The sequence below is a fragment of the Ruminiclostridium hungatei genome, assembly GCF_002051585.1.
Lineage (GTDB): Bacteria > Bacillota > Clostridia > Acetivibrionales > DSM-1351 > Ruminiclostridium > Ruminiclostridium hungatei.
Window position 1 is genome coordinate 66,662 of sequence record NZ_MZGX01000019.1, and the last position, 18,164, is coordinate 84,825.

The 18,164-nt window shown below is 44.2% G+C and carries 16 protein-coding genes; 12 read left to right on the forward strand and 4 right to left on the reverse strand.

Annotated elements, in window-relative coordinates:
- The first annotated feature begins 8 nt into the window (after positions 1 to 8).
- From CLHUN_RS14145 to CLHUN_RS14175, 7 genes are all read left to right on the forward strand, one after another.
- On the forward strand, positions 9 to 1,466 hold the full coding sequence (locus tag CLHUN_RS14145; protein ID WP_080065284.1) for an aryl-sulfate sulfotransferase: 1,458 nt from the start codon (positions 9 to 11) through the stop codon (positions 1,464 to 1,466).
- Positions 1,467 to 1,536: 70 nt separating this feature from the next.
- Complete coding sequence (locus CLHUN_RS14150; RefSeq protein ID WP_080065285.1) at positions 1,537 to 2,733, forward strand: radical SAM protein; 1,197 nt, start codon at positions 1,537 to 1,539, stop codon at positions 2,731 to 2,733.
- 235 nt (positions 2,734 to 2,968) lie between these two features.
- Entirely contained in the window at positions 2,969 to 3,808 is an 840-nt protein-coding gene (locus tag CLHUN_RS14155) for an ABC transporter permease (protein WP_080065286.1), read from the forward strand.
- A 44-nt stretch (positions 3,809 to 3,852) separates the two neighbouring features.
- Positions 3,853 to 4,935, forward strand: coding sequence for an ABC transporter substrate-binding protein (locus CLHUN_RS14160; protein WP_080065287.1), 1,083 nt, complete (start codon positions 3,853 to 3,855; stop codon positions 4,933 to 4,935).
- Positions 4,932 to 6,317 carry an MATE family efflux transporter gene (locus tag CLHUN_RS14165; protein ID WP_080065288.1) on the forward strand — a complete coding sequence of 462 codons (1,386 nt, stop codon included), beginning with the start codon at positions 4,932 to 4,934 and terminating at the stop codon, positions 6,315 to 6,317. The genes CLHUN_RS14160 and CLHUN_RS14165 overlap by 4 nt, the downstream gene beginning before the upstream one ends.
- Before the next feature lie 40 nt (positions 6,318 to 6,357).
- Complete coding sequence (locus CLHUN_RS14170) at positions 6,358 to 7,587, forward strand: radical SAM protein (protein ID WP_080065289.1); 1,230 nt, start codon at positions 6,358 to 6,360, stop codon at positions 7,585 to 7,587.
- A gap of 31 nt (positions 7,588 to 7,618) precedes the next feature.
- Positions 7,619 to 8,821: a radical SAM protein gene (locus tag CLHUN_RS14175; protein ID WP_080065290.1), complete on the forward strand. Its 1,203-nt coding sequence runs from the start codon at positions 7,619 to 7,621 to the stop codon at positions 8,819 to 8,821.
- Between the two features lie 165 nt (positions 8,822 to 8,986).
- Here the strand turns inward: CLHUN_RS14175 and mtnN are convergent, their stop codons facing one another.
- A complete protein-coding gene (gene mtnN / locus CLHUN_RS14180; RefSeq protein ID WP_080065291.1) occupies positions 8,987 to 9,700 on the reverse strand; it encodes a 5'-methylthioadenosine/S-adenosylhomocysteine nucleosidase in 714 nt (237 codons plus the stop codon).
- A 351-nt stretch (positions 9,701 to 10,051) separates the two neighbouring features.
- Between mtnN and CLHUN_RS14185 the strand changes: the two genes are divergently transcribed.
- Positions 10,052 to 12,559, forward strand: coding sequence for an ABC transporter substrate binding protein (locus tag CLHUN_RS14185; protein ID WP_242656521.1), 2,508 nt, complete (start codon positions 10,052 to 10,054; stop codon positions 12,557 to 12,559).
- Positions 12,560 to 12,648: 89 nt separating this feature from the next.
- On the opposite strand, the gene CLHUN_RS14190 is transcribed toward CLHUN_RS14185, so the two are convergent.
- The 3 genes from CLHUN_RS14190 to CLHUN_RS14200 all read right to left on the reverse strand — a co-directional run bounded on the left by CLHUN_RS14190 (position 12,649) and on the right by CLHUN_RS14200 (position 15,302).
- Positions 12,649 to 13,158, reverse strand: coding sequence for a flavin reductase (locus tag CLHUN_RS14190; RefSeq protein WP_080065293.1), 510 nt, complete (start codon positions 13,156 to 13,158; stop codon positions 12,649 to 12,651).
- Between the two features lie 79 nt (positions 13,159 to 13,237).
- Positions 13,238 to 14,053: a sulfite exporter TauE/SafE family protein gene (locus CLHUN_RS14195; RefSeq protein WP_080065294.1), complete on the reverse strand. Its 816-nt coding sequence runs from the start codon at positions 14,051 to 14,053 to the stop codon at positions 13,238 to 13,240.
- 241 nt (positions 14,054 to 14,294) lie between these two features.
- Complete coding sequence (locus CLHUN_RS14200) at positions 14,295 to 15,302, reverse strand: YeiH family protein (RefSeq protein WP_080065295.1); 1,008 nt, start codon at positions 15,300 to 15,302, stop codon at positions 14,295 to 14,297.
- 152 nt (positions 15,303 to 15,454) lie between these two features.
- Here CLHUN_RS14200 and CLHUN_RS14205 point away from each other — a divergent pair, with 152 nt between their 5' ends.
- The 4 genes from CLHUN_RS14205 (at position 15,455) to CLHUN_RS14220 (ending at position 18,116) form a co-directional block, all read left to right on the forward strand.
- Positions 15,455 to 16,351: a LysR family transcriptional regulator gene (locus tag CLHUN_RS14205; protein WP_080065296.1), complete on the forward strand. Its 897-nt coding sequence runs from the start codon at positions 15,455 to 15,457 to the stop codon at positions 16,349 to 16,351.
- A 124-nt stretch (positions 16,352 to 16,475) separates the two neighbouring features.
- Positions 16,476 to 17,141 carry a 4Fe-4S binding protein gene (locus CLHUN_RS14210; RefSeq protein ID WP_080065329.1) on the forward strand — a complete coding sequence of 222 codons (666 nt, stop codon included), beginning with the start codon at positions 16,476 to 16,478 and terminating at the stop codon, positions 17,139 to 17,141.
- Positions 17,142 to 17,314: 173 nt separating this feature from the next.
- The gene (locus CLHUN_RS14215; RefSeq protein WP_080065297.1) at positions 17,315 to 17,665 is read left to right on the forward strand and encodes a C-GCAxxG-C-C family (seleno)protein; all 351 of its coding nucleotides are present in this window, start codon (positions 17,315 to 17,317) and stop codon (positions 17,663 to 17,665) included.
- 1 nt (position 17,666) lies between these two features.
- A complete protein-coding gene (locus tag CLHUN_RS14220; protein WP_242656522.1) occupies positions 17,667 to 18,116 on the forward strand; it encodes a rhodanese-like domain-containing protein in 450 nt (149 codons plus the stop codon).
- Positions 18,117 to 18,164: the final 48 nt, after the last annotated feature.

An 18,164-nucleotide genomic window follows, 5' to 3' on the forward strand; every position in this document is an offset into this window, starting at 1 on the left:
GACTGATTATGGGATTTCCAAGTATAATTCCAACGGGAACGACAATTTACAACAAAGATAAGGCCTATGGGGGATATACGGTTTTACCCACTGCCAGAGGCGCACTGCTCATAGATATGAACGGCAGGGAATTGAAGCTGTGGAAAGGGCTTCAGGGCTTTCCCAACAAATTGCTCCCCGGAGGCCAGGTATTCGGCTCCTCCGGCACCAGAAATCCCAGGTTCGGAATGCAGGACCAGGTGGATTTATTGCAGGTGGACTGGGAGGGCAATATTGTATGGAAGTTCGACAGGCTGGAATATATAGAAGACCCTGGAGAAGAGCCAAGATGGATGGCAAGGCAGCATCACGACTTCCAGAGAGAGGGTTCTACGGTGGGATATTATGCTCCGGGCAGCCTCCCGCTTGTAGACCGGGGAAATACCCTGATTCTTGTACATGAAAATCTTCACAATACAAAAATAACCCATAAGCTTTTGCTGGATGACAAGATCATTGAGGTGGACTGGGATGGGGAGATACTCTGGCAGTGGAAGGCCAGTGAACATTTTGATGAATTGGGCTTTGATGAGGCGGCAAGGAATATACTGGCAAGAGACCCCAATATGCGCCCCGCAGGCGGGGGAATGGGAGATTGGCTCCACATAAATTCAATATCCACCCTGGGTAAAAACAAGTGGTATGACGGAGGAGATGAAAGATTTCATCCTGACAACATAATCTGGGATTCCAGAGAAGCCAACATACTTGCAATCATAAGCAAGGAAACCGGTAAAATCGTATGGCGCACAGGCCCTGACTTTAATGCCTCCAAAGAATTGGTGGAGCTGGGCTGGATAATAGGACAGCACCATTTGCACATGATTCCCCGGGGCTTGCCCGGAGAAGGGAATTTGCTTGTATTTGACAACGGAGGCTGGGGAGGCTACGGTGTCCCAAATCCAACCTCACCTACGGGGCGGATGAATGCCAAAAGGGATTATTCCAGAGTACTGGAATTCAATCCGGTTACGTTGGAAATAGTATGGCAGTATACTCCGGCAGAAGCAGGGCTTGTTAATCCTCTGGATTCCTATAAATTTTACAGTCCTTTTATCAGCAGTGCCCAGAGGCTTCCCAACGGAAATACACTCATTACCGAAGGCTCCAACGGGAGACTTATAGAGGTTACAAAGGAGCATGAAATTGTCTGGGAATATATAAATCCCTATTTTGGAGGCCTTGCCCCATCCATGAATATTGTTTATCGGGCTTACCGCGCACCTTATGATTGGGTTCCGCAGCTTCCCGTCCCCCAGGAAATTTCCATAGAAAGACTTGATATTTCAAAATTCAGAGTGCCAGGTTCGGCTGTGTATGCTGAAACTGAAATAACAGAGCTGGCGGGGATACAGAAGACAGAATTGACAGAGGGAAAGGAAAATGCTGCTTTTTGCGTGCTTTCGGATACGGACAGGGATGCCTGAGAGTTTTAATAAAGGGTGGAAGGGCATGAGACTAAAATTTGTTTAAATTTTATATAAGGAGGCAGAAGGTATGAGTGAGTGGAAAGATAAGCTTTATGAGGAATTGAGGTTGAAAATAGCCCTGGGAATCGAAGGAGTGAGCTTTGATGAAGAGGTACTGAAAAAGCTGGTCCAAAAGAAGGAAGTTAAAACAGTTGAATTCTGCGGGCCGGGAAAATTCTCACAGGCAAAAAAGCATTACTATTTTCCACATGCAGTACATTTGCAGAATGGCTTTGGCGTATTTCCGCTGTCGGACCCAAATTCACCCTACAAAATCGTAGAGCGGAATAATGTGTTCGGAATAGAGCACAGGGGCAATTATCTCTCGGATATAAGCTTTGATAGGGAACCGGGGTTTTATTCCGCCAAGACAAAGGACGGTGCAAATATGAAGGATATTGCCCAGGACCGTTCCGTCAGCAGTACCGACAAAAGCATAGTGGTATGCTATAGTGAAGAATGTTCGGTCAAGGATAAGGGACAGACGTGCCTGTTTTGTACCTTTAATGCAAAGAAGAAATATGAGGATGGTCCTGACGGCCCTGTATGGAAGTACCCGCAACAGATAGGTGAGACGGTGAAGGCGGCGTATGACGAAGGCTACAAGCATGTAACACTCACAGGAGGCTTTATACCTGAGCGCAGGGAACTGGAATACTATCTGGATGTGGCCGACAGCATAAAGGAGGCCCTGGGGAAGGACACCTTCAACGGCACGGCCTGTATAGGTGCGCCGCTGGATCTTTCGGTAATAGAAAAGTACAAGGAGGCAGGCTTCAGTACAATTGCATTTAACACCGAGGTCTGGGGAAAGAGCTATTTTGAGCTTGTGTGCCCCGGCAAGGTAGATGCCTGCGGAGGCTATGATAATTGGATCAATGCCATAGAATATGCGGTGGAGGTTTTTGGCAAGGGCAAGGTCAGGAGCAATTTTGTATGCGGCCTCCAGCCCAAGGAAGTTTTGTACGAGGGCATTGAGTACCTGGCCTCAAGGGGTGTGGTGACTATTGCCTCCAGTTGGGTTCCGTATGCAGGTTCACCCCTGGAAGGACACCGTTCTCCCACTATTGACTGGCATTGGGAGGTACAGCTTAAGCATGCGGAGATTTTAAGAAAATACGGGAGGACCTTTGAAGAGGTGTTCAACGGAGCTCCTGCCAGATTTCCCGTACACGACATATTCCAGATAGAGGACGGTACCTGGCCGGGATCGGGAATACAGTAATGCAGTAATATTTTTATAGTTCAGACGGCTGAAAACATAGGGGCTTTGAATTGCCATAAGGTGATTTGAAGCTTTTTTTTGTTCCTTTTCCATACACTGCACAATATCTAAAAAAAACAGGGTTAAATTCAAAATATATTCACTTGAAACAAAATACTACAAAAAAATATAATAATAACAAACATATATGAATTATATGTTGCTTTGATTCAAAAGGTGAAAAGGAGGAAAATACGTGGAAGGATTAAATGAAGCACTCGAACACATTCACATCAAACCCGGTCTCAGGGAAAACAGCGGCAAACAAGTAAAAGCATGGGGATATAACGGCGTATTCAATTTACTTACATCGGTTTCATTCCCGCTGATACTTTTAGTAACCTGGCAAATTGTTTCAGTATTAAACATTTTTCCACCTATGCTGGTGCCTTCACTTAAGTCTGTTGCAGAAAATCTGGCGGAGCAGCTAAAGACAGGTTTGCTGTTTTCCGATTTGTCCGTCAGTTTGGTCAGAGTAATGAAGGGTTATTTCTTTGGAGGACTTTTGGGACTTTCCTTTGGAGTTTTCATGGGAATATCCGCCTTTGCAAATCGTTTTTTTTCCGGCATATTTGACGGGATACGGCAGATACCCGGCCTTGCATGGCTGCCTCTCATTATCCTCTGGTTTGGTATCGGAGATACCTCAAAGGTGGTTCTGATTGCTAAAGGTACGTTCTTCCCGGTATTGCTGAATACCATAGATGGTATCAGAAACACCGACAAGGGTTATCTTGAGGTTGCAAGACTATATGGTATCAAGAAGCTGGAGCTCATAAGGAAAGTGTATTTTCCCTCAGCGGTACCGTTTGTTTTTGTGGGGCTCAGGCTGGGAGCAGGAATGGCTTGGATGTCGGTTGTGGGTGCAGAAATGCTGGCTTCAAGCTCGGGCCTGGGATACCGCATAAGCAATGCCCAGCAGTTGATGAGATCCAACGAGCTAATAGTTGATATGATCGTCGTAGGTGTCATAGGGTGGCTTGTGGATTTGATTTTAAGGAAAATAACCAAAAAGGTTCTGAGATGGAAGAAATAAAAGGCAGTAATTTAAATTTATTAAACGAGACGAGGTAGAAAGTCATGAAAAAAATGAAATCAATTTTGGCAATTATGCTTGTATCCATCATCCTTCTTGCGGGGTGCGGAACAGGCAGTGAAAGCAGTTCAGGCAGCTCTTCCGCCGGAGGAAATACGAAACCGGCAGGCAGTTCAGTTTCAGATACTTCCCAAAAGGGTGAGGTACATACGCTGAAATACGGCTTTGTGGATCAGGGCTCCGGAGTTGCTACCGGGCTTGTAGGCATAGCAAAAGACCAGGGATATTTTGAAGAAGAGCTTGCAAAGGTAAATGCAAAGATAGAAATAATTCCCTTTACCGGAGCCGGACCTGCAATCAATGCGGCACTGGCCAGCAAAAGCCTTGATGCCGGCGCCATTGGAGATGTTCCTGCCCTGGTGGCAAAGGCCAGCGGCATAGATACCGTAATGGTGGCGGGAGGACTTGCCGATGCCCCTACGTATGTTGTAGCCCAGCCGGGAAAAGGATATAAGTCCCTGAAGGATTTGAAGGGCAAAAAGGTGGCGACACAAATCGGCGCCTACATGCAGAGAGTGCTTTATCTGATGCTTGAAAACAACGGACTGAAAATTGACGACATACAGTTTGTAAACATGACTGCAAAGGATGCTGTCAACGCCCTGGCAGCAAAAACCGTGGATGCAATCGTTGTAAGTGCCGCCCAGTCTCAGACACTTGCTTCAAAAGGTCTGGGTGAGCTGCTTGACAGTACCGAGGGACACAGGGAATGGCTGAATTCCACAGCAACCGTATTCAATGCGTCATATACAAAAGAAAATCCGGAAGTGGTCAAAGCCTTTATTAAGGGCTTGCTCAGGGCAAGGGAATATGCCCAGAAAAATCCTGGGGACCTGCGGGCCTTGCAGATTAAAGCAGGTACACCTGAAAACGTTATAGACCTTGTTTACCCGGATTTGAAAAATTACTCCACTCTGGTTGAAGCGGATAAGGATGTTATCGGCAACCTGAAAAGCGTGGCACAATTCCTCAAAGACAACAAGCTTGCCGATTCGGTAGTGGACATCGATGCTTGGTACAATCCGTCTTTCTATAATGATGCTCTAAAGGAATCGGACAGCAAATGATACAGGCAAAATCAAATTCCGGCATAAGGCCGGGAGTAGCTTTTTATAAAGAATTTACAATACTGGCTGTTCCACTGGTGCTTATACGGGTTTTGGACACTTCTGTGAACCTTATAGACGGAATTTTTGTAGGTCAATTGGGGGAGGCTGCCATTGCAGCCGTAAGTTTCAGCAACAACTTTTACTTTATGTTCTGCCTTCTGGTCTTTGGAGTGTGCAACGGAACAGCAATTTTTACCGCACAATACTGGGGCAAAAAGGATTATCCGGGCATCAGGAGAATGTTTGGCATCAATCTTATACTGGGTGAAGGCATTGCTATGGTATTCTGTACGGCGTGTATGGCACTTTCCGGGTATATAATGAGGCTGTTTACCGTGGATGCGGAAGTAATCGCCTTAGGAAGTGATTATTTAAAGGCTACGGCACTTAACTATCTGTTTTCTACTGCGATATTTACACTTGCCTCATGGCTGAAAAGTGTCGAACGGTCAAAATTTTCTCTTATTGCCTCTGTGGTTTCCATTGTGATAAATACTTTTCTCAATTATGCTTTGATTTATGGCAAGGCAGGGTTTCCTGCACTGGGGGTAATGGGCTCGGGTATTGCCACCACAATAGCCAGAGGACTGGAGCTGTGCCTGCTGGTTGGTCTGACCTTTGGCAGGATACCGTTTCTTCGCGGCAGCCTGACTGATTTTTTCAGTATAGAAAAAGGCTTTATAAAACGGTATCTTAAGACTATTTATCCTGTGACTGTCAACCAGGGACTCTATGGCATAGGAACCATGCTGTATAACACTATTTACGGCAGAATGGGGACCTCGGTTGTTGCGGCGGTGAGCATTGTTTCAATAGTACAGAAATGTTCCACGGTTTTTATGACTGGAGCAGCGGCGGCAGCCAGTGTTTTGACTGGCAGGGAAATTGGAGCGGGAAATATGGAAGGAACCTATAACAATTCTGCCAGGCTTCAGAAGATAGCACCTCTTATAGGTGTCATATGCAGTTCGGTGTTTTTACTGCTGACTCCCTTGATTATCGGTGCATACAAGGTTGACGGTTCGGTAAAAAGCCAGGTTTATCATATGGCCGTATTGCTTAGCATATCAATTGTTTTTAATGCATACAACCATATTGGCATTGTGGGAATTTTGAACAGCGGAGGAGATACCTTCTACTGTTTCATACTGGATACAATCGGTGTATGGTTTATTTCACTTCCGCTGCTTTTTATGTCGGGCATGGTCTTCAAGGTATCAATCGAAGTGGCATTTGGACTTACTCTGGTGGAAATAGTCATAAAAAGCTTTTTTGTACGGTGGAGAATAACAAAATATTCATGGGCAAAAAATCTGGTGAGCGAACCACAAAAGGCTTGATGGAAGTCAAACTTAAAAATACAAAAATGGAGGTAGGAAGATGGGTAACGAAGCAATCAAACAAAAGCTATACAAGGAACTGGCAATAAAAAACGAAATAAGTGTAGAAGGTATAAACGTAGATCCCCATATATTTGAGCATTTGGATTTGGGAGGGGAATATCAGGAACAGGTTCACTTATGCTTTGAGATGGATCATGAGACCCATGAAGGCATAGAAATGCCAACGGGTTTTATTACTCCGGGGGGCTTGAGGATAAGCTTCAAGTGGGACAGGAGGTCTGATTTTGAGCTTGTTTATGATGGCAAACAGTATGTGGTAACAAAGGACAAGAAGGAGATTTTCCCGGTCACCTTCGACAAGCGCCCGAATTTTTATGGTCTGAAAGCAAGTGATGGCACGCCCTTTAACACTATTGCAGGTTTTTCCCAGGGAGATACTATTTATGGAAGTACTGTTTCCATAGCTTACAGCAATGAATGTGCACTGAAGGATAAGGGCCAGGACTGCCTTTTCTGCAATATAAACGCCACAAAAAGCACTTATGCGGAAAAGGAGGGAATAGGCTGGAAAAACCCAAGGCAGATTGCCGAGGCAGTAAGTGCCGCTTTTAAGCTTGACGGGGTAAAACACATGAATCTTACAGGCGGTTTTATTCCGGAAAGAAGGGAAGTTGACTACTATATTGATGTGGCAGAGGCCGTACAGGAAGCAACCGGACTTCAGGATTTCAACGGGACTGCCGTTATCGGAGCTCCGCTTGATTTAAGTGTCATAGACAAATACAAGGAAGCTGGCTTCCGGACACTGGCAATGAACCTGGAGGTATGGGATGAAAATTATTATCCTGTAATCCTTCCTGGCAAGGTTGCCCAGTGCGGAGGCAGAGAGCACTGGATAAAAGCAATTGAATATGCTGCAAAGGTTTTTGGAAAAGGCAAGGTGCGGTCGGGATTTGTAGCGGGAATTGAACCAAAGCCTGCAACCCTTCAGGGGGTTGAATACTTCGCATCTTTGGGAGTACTGGCCCTTACCGGAGCCTGGACGGTCAATCCCGGTTCCGCACTTCAGGGACACCGTACACCCGAGGCGCAATGGCACCTTGATATGGCTTACAAGTGCCATGATATTTTCAAACGCAATGGTTTTACCTACAGTGATTATTTTGATGTGGCACCAAGTCCAAATTTTCTGATACATGACATTTTTGCCATAGATGAGGAATTGCTGCCGGTTTTCAAAACGGCTCCGGTATTCAGTATCGTTTAATATTTATCCCAAATTTGAAAGGAGCATTTACATGACCATATCAAAGGAACAGTTAAAAGTAAGCTTATATAAGGAACTTGAACTAAAAAACAATATCGGCAATGATGGTGTAAGTTTTGATTTTTCCATATTCAAGGACCTTGACCTGGGAGGCAGCTATCAGGAGCAGATACACAGCCAGTCGGAGGGGGACCATGAAACTCATGTGGGTGTGGATTTTCCATGCGGTTACTCAACACCAGGCGGCTTCAGGCTTGGGTTCAAGTGGGACAGAAAATCAAAATATAAAATTGAGCTGGATAACGGAAAATATTATCTTACTTATAAGGGAAATGAATTATTCCCCATAACCTTCCACAAACGTCCCGAATATTATAATAAAAAGACTTCCGACGGAACAATAATGTCACATGTGGGCACGTTTACGCAAAGCGGGACTGTTCATATCACCTACAGCAATGAATGCTCCTTGAAGGACAAGGGACAGGATTGCCTTTTCTGCAATGTTAATGCCACAAAGAATACCTACGGTGAGTATGAGCATCACCAATGGAAGAATCCCAAGCAGATAGCGGAAACCTACAAGGCAGCAATTGATGAAGGAGTTGCAAATCACCTGAATGTTACCGGAGGCTTTATTCCGGAAAGGAGGGAGGTGGACTACTATATTGATGTGGCGGAGGCTGTCCAGGAGGCCACAGGTCTGGATGATTTCAACGGTACTGCGGTTATAGGCGCACCGCTGGATTTAAGTGTCATCGATAAGTACAAGGAAGCGGGCTACAGGACAATCGCAATCAACATAGAGGTCTGGGACAAGCACCTGTTCAAGGCAGTCTGCCCCGGTAAGGAATTGGAATGCGGCGGCTGGCAGAATTGGATAGATGCCATAGAATATGCCGGCAAGGTTTTTGGTTTTGGAAGAGCCAGGACTGGTATTGTTGCAGGGCTTGAGCCAAAGGTATCCACACTTGAGGGTGTAGAATATTTTGCTTCCAGGGGCATACCCTGCCTTACAGGAGCGTGGAACCCAAATCCCGGGTCTGCGCTTGAGGGGCATAGGACGCCTGAAAATGACTGGCATTGGGACATGGCGCTGAAATCATATGATATATTGAACAAATACGGTATTACCTTCCAGCACCTGGCTGACAGTTCACCATCCTCGGATTTTCTGGTGGCGGACATCTACAAAATAGAAAAGGAACTGCTGCCGGTATTTAAAACATTATAGAAATGACCGGCAGTTTAATCAGTTGCGGCGGGTTTATTTTATCAACCCGCCAGTAACGGATACTTTCCGGCATATCAGTGCTCCCGTATAGCTTGCATAAATGGATGGCTCAAAAAATACCTTCCATTTACGCAAGCTATACGGGAGTATCTTTTTGAAAAGTTTTCATGAGGTTTTCCACTTTGAGTAGCCATCCACTTCTCCAAGTACACTGAGCACTATTTGAATGGGCCGCTGCTCTATTCTCCCGGTCAATTCTTTGACAGCCTTATGGGCATGGTCGTCGGCAAGATCGGATAAAGTCCGTACAGAGACAAAGGGTATGCCCTTGTCGGCGCAAACATGGGCAATAGCAGCAGATTCCATATCGAAGGCTACCGGTGAAAAGTCGGCAATTATCCGGTTTTTTGTACCGGTGTCGTTCAAAAAGAAATCACCTGTGGCGATACGTCCAACATGGCAGCTAAAGCTTAAAGCCAGGCTCTTTTGCCTTAAGAGTTCTATGAGTTTTTCCGGAATTATATAAGGCTTTGCCTGAGGAACCAGACCCGGTTTGTTATCCAGGGATAATGCGCGGAAGTCAACTTGCCTGTAATCGTTTCCTATAACGATATCACCACCGGAGGCTCCGTCCTTAAGTCCGCCGGCAAAGCCTACATTTATAATCAGCTCCGGGTTGAAATTATGTATTATTTCAGCCGTCCGGTACGCAGCATTCACCTTTCCCACCCCCAGCACCCCGCAGCAGACTGTCAGTCCCAGGCCGGCATTTACAAAGCTTTCATTGCTGTCTGCCACCCACGAGCCGTCCTCGGTAAGAATTTCAATTAATGGAGCAAGCTCAATTTCCATAGCACTGATTATAGCTATCCTGATCATCCTTATCCTCCTCTTCTAAAATTGTTATATGGTTACAAAATTAATTATAATTTAAATAAAAATGACCAATAAGCCACTAAATTTTGATAATAACATGAATATATTTAGTGATTTATTAATGGCCGGCTGGGTAAATATAAATAAATAGATTTTTTAGCTGACAATTATTGCTGAAAATGCAAAAAATATGGTATAATGCTGGAGAGAAGGTTAATTGTCGGAATGTAATACTGTTTACTGTTTAATAGTTTAATAGTGATTAATTTTATTAATTGAGGTATATGGTAGATGATGCAGAAAAATTTTAAAAGGATTTTACTGGCAGTATTTACATTTTTGGTGATTATATCAATGGCATATTCGGTGTCTGCCATAGACAGCCAAAAACAAAAAAATGTTCTCATAATCCATTCATATAATGAAGGTATCCAATGGACCAGCGAGCAAAATGCAGGTATTATCGATACCCTGGGCAAGTCAAATGAAAATTGTGCAATCTATGTGGAATACATGGATTGGAAAAACTATCCCTCCCAAGACAATCTGAACTCACTTTATGATTACTTTCAATATAAATATGCCGGTAAAAAACTTGACCTTATTATAACCACCGATGATGCGGCCTTGAATTTCGCATTGGAAAACAGGCGCTATATTTTTTCCGGCGCTCCTATAGTATTTTCAGGTGTCAACCAGGACAAGGTGCAGGAGCTTGAGAACCGGTACATGAATTTTACGGGTGTGGTGGAAGAAATAAATCCGGTTGAAACCATTGACATTGCCTTGAAAATAAATCCGCAGATTAAAAAGGTGTATCTTGTGTATGATAACACGGAAAGCGGCTTGTCAACAGGAAAGCTTATAACCGAAAAAATCAGCCAGATGGACCTTGGACTTGAGGTTGCTCCGCTGAACAATCTGGAATTCGGCAACCTTCTGACTATGGTAAGCAGGCTTGAAAATACCGACATGCTGTTTTTTGCCACATATTACAGTGATGCCACCGGCTCCATTATTGATTTCAACCGTGCAGCCAGAGAAATAAGCCGGCACAGTACGGTTCCCATGTACCACCAGTATGATTTCGGCTTAAACAATGGTGCTTTCGGCGGCAATATGCTCAGCGGAAGGCTTTACGGAAACTATGCCGCCGAACTGGCATTAAGAATACTGAAAGGTGAGAAGGCAAACGACATTCCTGTAGCTTACACGGAAGCGTCCAGGAAGGAGTTTGACTATTTTCAGGTAAAAAGGTTCAATATTCCATTGAATAAGCTTCCGGAAGATGCACAGCTCATAAACAAGCCGTTTTCGTTTTTTGAGACTTACAAGCTGCTGGTGTGCGGAGTTATTTCGGCATTCTTTGTACTGATTTTTTTCCTGATGGTTCTGCTGATGTATATCAGGAAAATCAGAAGAATCAGAAGGGAGCTGCATATCAGTAACGAGGAACTTACGCAGACATATGAAGAGCTGGTTGCCACAGACAATGAGCTGAAGGATCAATTGAGAGAGATCTCTGAAATCCAGCATAACCTGTCGGTAAGTGAAGAAAAGTATACATATCTGGCCCTGCATGACGTGTTGACAGGACTTCCCAACAGGCGTTCACTGTTTGAGGATGCAAACAGGATATTAAGGAACAGCAGCGGCAAAAAAGCCGCTCTCCTGTTTATTGACATGGACAATTTCAAGTATATAAATGATACCATGGGTCATGAATTCGGTGATCTTCTCATAAAGGGAGCAAGTGAAAGACTGTCTCTGGACCTGTTTGACAACAGCACGCTTTACAGGCTGGGAGGAGACGAGTTCATAATCTTTGCAGAGGAAACAGGCCTGGAGGGTGCTGAACAGCTTACGGCAGACATTTTGTACAGCTTCCGGGAAAAGTTCTTTATCAACAGTATCGGCCTTCATATCAGTTTCAGTATTGGCATTGCCATATATCCGGACCATGGCAACACCATAGAGGACCTTATAAAATCTGCGGATATTGCCATGTACAAAGCCAAAGAAAGCGGCAAGAACAGGTACATATTGTATGATGCAAGTATGAACAAGGATTTTACCGAAAGAATGGTTCTTGAAAAACACCTGCACACCGCAATGGACAACAACGAGTTCGAGTTGTTCTATCAGCCGCAGCTTGACCTTGGTACAAACAAGGTTACGGGGCTTGAGGCTCTTCTTCGGTGGAATAATCCCGAGCTGGGCTATGTTTCTCCCGTAAAATTCATAAAAGTCGCCGAAGATACTCACTTGATAATTCAACTGGGGGAATGGGTACTGATTCAGGCCTGCGATTTTCTTAGTCATTTACATAAACAGGGCATGACACATATGACAATGTCGGTGAATATTTCGCCACTTCAGATATTCCAGGCTGATTTCAACAACAAAATACTAAAGATTCTTGAATATTTTGAGATTGATCCCCGTGCCCTGGAACTTGAAATAACTGAAACACTGCTGATTGAATCCTTTGATATCGTATATGAAAAATTAAAGCAGTTGAGGGAAAAGGGCATAGGCATTGCACTGGATGATTTCGGAAAGGGCTATTCCTCCCTGAGCTACTTAAAACAGCTTCCAATCACAACCCTGAAGATAGACAAATGCTTCATAGACAATGTGTCAATTGGTATGGAGAATAAAACCATAACCAGACATATTATAAAGATGGGAAGGTCAATGGGAATGTCGGTAATTGCAGAGGGTGTGGAGCACACTGAGCAGTTGGAGTACCTGAAAAAATATGAGTGCGACAAAATGCAGGGATATTTGTTCTCAAGACCATTGCCAAAGGGCGAGGTAGAAAAGCTTTTGTCAGGACTTATGACATCCGGTGACAAATAAATCAACCCGGCTTACAGGTCATGCATAATGCACGCATTTGAAAAGCCGGGCTGAAAGAGTGGTTGTATGAATCTGAAACAGAGGTCAAATTACTCCTTGACCATAAGCTTGATAATTTCAGAAATATACAGTGTGTGATGGTCACTGTCAGGATAAAATCTGGAATCAAGTGCAGTATCTATGAAGAATTCAGGCTTATAGGGCTGTGCATACAGCTTTTTACATATCATAACCTTGCCGGCTTCAATAAAATATGGTACGCCGTCGTCGTAAGCTACGGTCAGTTCAGCTTTGGCAATCTTGTCTTCATCTCTTCCGGAGGCTGTTCCCAGGTAGCCCAGTTGCTTTCTGTAACTGCTGTCAAGGAAGGACAGGGAAAAACAGTCCGAGCCGTCTACAAATTCCTTGGTGTAGCGCTGAGGACGGATGACTACGAAGGACACATTTTTTGTCCACATCACGCCCAGACCTCCCCAGGCGGCAGTCATGGTATTGACAGCCCCGGCTTTGGCAGCAGTCACAAGCATCCAATCCTGACCGATTATTTTAAAGGGACTTTCATTAAATTTTTCGGGTGACATCTCAATAAAATTATTCATAAAAACTCCTTTATTCGTATAATATTAATCCGTATCCAAAAAGTTCCTGAATCCATTATAACAAATAAATATATAAATGTCAGATAAACGCCATTATAAATATTCTGATACCTGCAAGGCCCAAGGCCAGGGCCAGGCTTTTTATAATCCAGTCTCCCTTGAGTTTTTTTGAAAGCAGTGCCCCCAGTTGTGCTCCGAAAAGTGCTCCCATAGTAAGGCCGGCAGTTTGCATGAACCCACTGGAAAGAACACCCGTTACCAGGTGGACAACACTCCCTGACAGGGACATGGCAGCCAGCACAAAATGTGAGGTGGCAGTGGCCAGATGTACCGGAAAATTGAGCATCTGTATCATGACAGGGACATGAATAATTCCTCCTCCGATGCCCAGAAGGCTGGACAGATAACCTACCAGAAGGCTTATTACTATGCCTGCCAACGGGCTATAGGAAAAGGTGTATACAATGCCGTCAATATCTGTAACTCTTCTGGTAATCTGTTTTCCCGAGGCTTTTTTATGTCTGTTTTTGTTCCGGGGATTTATAAAAAGATATACGGCTCCCGCCAGCAGCAGTATGCCAAAGAGCATGTCAAAGATATCCCTGGGTATCAGAGAGGTGGTGAGGGAACCGAGAATTGAGCCTGGCAGCGTGGCCAGGGCAAAAATAATACCCGACTTATAATCTGTTTTTTTCATTTTGGCATAGGCAAAAGAACCTGACAGGGAGTTGAAAAATACTACTGCAAGTGATATTGCAGTGATGGTTTCGGGACTTTTATCCGGATAGAGCAGCAGCAGGACCGGCACAAGAATAAAGCCCCCTCCCGCTCCGATGAGGGTTCCGAAGGTGCCTACCAAAAATCCAAGTGGTACCAGCCATAGAAATTGATACATTGTATTACCTCTCCTGAAAAAATGCTATTAAGGATTATTTTAAAGCTGTTAAGCAAATATTATGCTGCAATTTTAAGCCATAAACGTATTTGGAAAGTCAATTACTATCGGCTGAAAGCCTCTGAAGTACAGCCTCTTTAAATCCCAAACCGTTGAAGCCTTTAAATAAAAGGCTTGAAAGCACATATTCGCCTGAAAGGCGAAGGTTTCAACCGTAATTGACTTTATGAAAACATAAAGTTTATATCTGACCTGTGAAATATTGTACTCCTATACTGGCGGCGGCCACACAAAGCCATACCAGCAAGCCCAGCAATATGGGCTTGAAGCCGGTCTTCAGCATCTCCCTGAAATCGGAACCCAGTCCGACGGCGGATAGTGCCACAACTATCAGGAATTTGCCTGCCGCCGAAAGACGGCAGGCCGCTGCAGCACTGATTATCGATAGAGTATTCAACAAGGATAAAGCAAGGAACCCCACAATAAACCAGGGGAAAATCTTTATAAAACTGTAATTTACCTTATCTGAGGTTTTTGCTGCACCTCTTTTCCTCAGCAGGGTGATGGCGGCAAAGAGCAATGAGACCGGGATAATCATAGTGGTCCGGGTCAGCTTTACAATTGTGGCATACTCTCCGGCTGTCCTGCTGAAAGCATAACCTGCCGCAACCACGGAGGAGGTATCGTTTATGGCGGTTCCGGTCCACAGTCCGAAGGCTTTGTCCGAAAAACCAAGCAAATGTCCCAGGGGAGGGAAAATCAATACTGCAACAATATTAAAAAAGAAGATTGTGGAGATGGAATAGGCAACTTCCTTTTCGTCAGCCTCAATTACCGGTGAAACCGCCGCAATTGCAGACCCGCCGCAGATGGCTGTGCCAACCCCAATAAGAGCAGTCAGCCTGCCGGGTATTTTTAACAGCTTTCCAAAGACCCAGGCGGATATAGCTGAAACGGAAAGGGTAACCAGCATGACACACAAGGATTCTCTGCCGGTTTTCCAAACCTGGGCCAGGCTTAAACCTGCACCCAGCAAAATGATGGAATATTGCAGCAGCTTTTTTGCAGCAAATCTTACACCGGTTTCCACCCACGCAGGTTTGCCTGCAAGGTTATTAATAAGAATTCCCAGAACTATACCAAAGACCGGTGCTCCAACTATGGGAAACAGTCCGCCCAGCCAGACTGCCGCAATAGCAATTAATAAGGAAAACAGGATTCCTGCCGTATTTTTTCTTAACCAGCCCATAATATACTCCATTCCATTGGCTTTTGAGTCAACCCAATTCAATATTGTTTTGATATAAACATTTTAGTACTGGACTATCATAATTTCAAATTATGATTTATTATAAATGTATAAAAAATATTTATGGCTGAATTTGAATTTTTGGAGGATATATGATAGACGCAAAGCTCACTACCTTTATAAATCTGGCAAAGCTCAGGAATTATACCAGAACGGCAGAACTGCTGAATCTGACCCAACCGGCGGTTTCCCAGCATATCAGACAGCTTGAGGATTACTACGGGGTGCAGCTTGTAAAGAAAAAGGGAAGACAGCTCAATCTGACCGGGGAAGGCGAATTGCTTTTAAAATATGCAAATGAGCTGGAAACAAAGGATCTGAATTTTCAAAGGACCCTGATGAATAAATCTGCCGTGGTGAAAAGGTACAACCTCGGAGCTACCCTGACCATAGGCGAGTTTGTACTCCCCTGGCTGCTGGGAGAGCATAAGCGCCGGTTTGAAAGTGTGGATATTATAATGCATGTGCACAATCTTGAAGATATCCTTGAAAGGCTCAACCTCGGACAATTTGATCTGGGTATTGTTGAAGGTCCTTTTGACAAGACAAGGTTCAAATATAAAAAGTTCAAAGAGGATGAACTTGTACTGGCGGTATCCCCAAAAAGCCACCTTGCCAAAATGGAGGAAATAGAGCTGGCGGATATTGTGGGCATGGGAAGGCTTATACTGAGGGAGAATGGGTCGGGCACCAGGAGCGTTTTTGAAAACAAACTGCTTGAGCTGGGAATAGGACTCCAGCAGGTGAAGATATATATGGAGGTTGGCAGTATAGGAGCAATAAAATCACTTGTGCAGGCTGACCTTGGTTATACCGTAATATCCAGGGAGGCAGTCAGGCAGGAAGTGGCAGCAGGTACATTAAAAACAGTGCCTCTTAAGGGGGTAAGAATTCTGAGGGAATTTAATTTCGTGTATTTGGATTACGGGCAGGAGGCTTTCATCAACGGATTTATTGAATTTCTCACAGGGGCCATATTAAATAATTAAATCAGGAACCAAGCGGGGAAAAAATTCATACAATATATTGTAATATTTGAATATAATGATTGACAAATATAGTTGAAGGTTTTATAATATCAATAAGAAGTAATTAATGAAAAGGGAGATGGAAATGAAGACATCCAGGGAGTTTATTCATCAATGGTTATGGGTTGTACTTATTGCTTTTTGCATAGTTGGATTGTTTTATCCCGCAGTAGGGATTGCAGCTCTTATATGCATGCTTGCTCCATCGGTGGCAGCCATATGGAAGGACAGATTCTGGTGCGGCAGTTTTTGTCCCAGAGGGAGCTTCAATGATTCCGTATTGCGGAGGATAAGTTTCAAACGGCCGTTGCCAAAGCTGCTGAAAAGCAAGTGGTTCAGATACCTCTTTCTGGTACTGCTGATGAGCGCCTTCGCCGTTCAACTGACGTTAGCCTGGGGAAGTCTGGAAAGTACAGGCCTGGTATTTGTACGAATGATAATAATAACTACCCTTGTAACAATAATCCTGGGGATTTTTTACAGCCACAGGACCTGGTGTGTTATCTGCCCCATGGGCACTATGGCCTCCTTGGTCACAAGGGCTGCTGCAAATAGTCCCACGGCAAAAACAAATAAAAAGGTGGCCTTTGTGCGGGAAAGATGTGTAAGCTGCAAGCTGTGTTCAAAGTCATGTCCCGTGGGAATAGATGTATTGAGCTATAAGGGCCCGGGAAAAGTTCTAGACCATGACTGCCTGAAATGCAACGAATGCGTTTACAAATGCCCGAAAAATTCCCTGACAAAGGTTTAATGATAAAGGTTCAATGATAAATGCTTATTGCCGGAAGTTCAATTGCAAAGGTTCTATGGCAGAGTTTTATGCAAGGCATCCGGCAGTTGAAGAATACGTTTTATTATTGTAAAATATTAAGGATTTAACAAAAATATACTTGAATAGGATTTATATATGGGAGGAATTTTAAAATGTCGGTTGTCAAAGCGAAAAATTACTACACAGGGCAGGGCGGCTGCCAGAGGATGAATTGCGCACAGGCGGTTATAAATGCGTTTAAGGAAGATTTCAATATAGATGAAACCATGGTGGAGACCTTTAAAAGCTATGGGGGAGGAAAAGCTCCAGATGGCCTGTGCGGAGCCTACTACGCAGTAAAATACATCTTAAACAAACAGGCTCCAGGCAAGCTGGAGGAATTGGAAAAGCACTTTCTGGAACATGCAGGTGCACTGGAATGCAGCAATATCAAAGGGCTGAAAAAGCTTTCCTGCGTGGGCTGCGTTGAAAAAAGCTCTGAATTCCTGGAAAAACTGGGTTAGCATGAAAAATCTATTAGTTGTTATTCTGATGGTTTTGGGTATCATAAGTACTGCTTGCGGTACACAGGAGAAAGTTTTGTTCCTGCCGGTAAGTAAAAACACGGCGTCGGTACAAACCGGGTCAACAAAGGAGCTTGGCAATATGGAGATAAAACCCCAGGAGGCTAAGGCACGTCTTGACAAAGGGGAGAGTATAATTCTTCTGGATGTACGTACTGAGGAGGAATACAACGAAAAACGCATTCCCGGAAGTATTCTGATACCTGTGGAAGGCATTGACAGCGATGCTCCGGCGAAGCTGACCGACAAGGCTGCTGTCATATTTGTGTATTGCAGAAGCGGAAGAAGAAGTGCGATCGCAGTTGAGGTGCTTACTCTTATGGGATATACAAAAGTATATGACCTTGGGGGGCTTGAAGACTGGCCATATGAAACTGTAAGCGGTAAATAACCGTAGCCTTTGTAAAATATTTAAGCCGATATATATAAAATATTTAAG

What these genes read in the sequence shown, in the direction of transcription:
- CLHUN_RS14145 (WP_080065284.1), top strand. Translation starts at nt 9, where the DNA reads ATGGGATTTCCAAGTATAATTCCAACGGGAACGACAATTTACAACAAA.
- CLHUN_RS14150 (WP_080065285.1), top strand. Translation starts at nt 1,537, where the DNA reads ATGAGTGAGTGGAAAGATAAGCTTTATGAGGAATTGAGGTTGAAAATA.
- CLHUN_RS14160 (WP_080065287.1), top strand. Translation starts at nt 3,853, where the DNA reads ATGAAAAAAATGAAATCAATTTTGGCAATTATGCTTGTATCCATCATC.
- CLHUN_RS14165 (WP_080065288.1), top strand. Translation starts at nt 4,932, where the DNA reads ATGATACAGGCAAAATCAAATTCCGGCATAAGGCCGGGAGTAGCTTTT.
- CLHUN_RS14170 (WP_080065289.1), top strand. Translation starts at nt 6,358, where the DNA reads ATGGGTAACGAAGCAATCAAACAAAAGCTATACAAGGAACTGGCAATA.
- CLHUN_RS14175 (WP_080065290.1), top strand. Translation starts at nt 7,619, where the DNA reads ATGACCATATCAAAGGAACAGTTAAAAGTAAGCTTATATAAGGAACTT.
- mtnN (WP_080065291.1), bottom strand. Translation starts at nt 9,700, where the DNA reads ATGATCAGGATAGCTATAATCAGTGCTATGGAAATTGAGCTTGCTCCA.
- CLHUN_RS14185 (WP_242656521.1), top strand. Translation starts at nt 10,052, where the DNA reads ATGGCATATTCGGTGTCTGCCATAGACAGCCAAAAACAAAAAAATGTT.
- CLHUN_RS14190 (WP_080065293.1), bottom strand. Translation starts at nt 13,158, where the DNA reads ATGAATAATTTTATTGAGATGTCACCCGAAAAATTTAATGAAAGTCCC.
- CLHUN_RS14195 (WP_080065294.1), bottom strand. Translation starts at nt 14,053, where the DNA reads ATGTATCAATTTCTATGGCTGGTACCACTTGGATTTTTGGTAGGCACC.
- CLHUN_RS14200 (WP_080065295.1), bottom strand. Translation starts at nt 15,302, where the DNA reads ATGGGCTGGTTAAGAAAAAATACGGCAGGAATCCTGTTTTCCTTATTA.
- CLHUN_RS14205 (WP_080065296.1), top strand. Translation starts at nt 15,455, where the DNA reads ATGATAGACGCAAAGCTCACTACCTTTATAAATCTGGCAAAGCTCAGG.
- CLHUN_RS14210 (WP_080065329.1), top strand. Translation starts at nt 16,476, where the DNA reads ATGAAGACATCCAGGGAGTTTATTCATCAATGGTTATGGGTTGTACTT.
- CLHUN_RS14215 (WP_080065297.1), top strand. Translation starts at nt 17,315, where the DNA reads ATGTCGGTTGTCAAAGCGAAAAATTACTACACAGGGCAGGGCGGCTGC.
- CLHUN_RS14220 (WP_242656522.1), top strand. Translation starts at nt 17,667, where the DNA reads ATGAAAAATCTATTAGTTGTTATTCTGATGGTTTTGGGTATCATAAGT.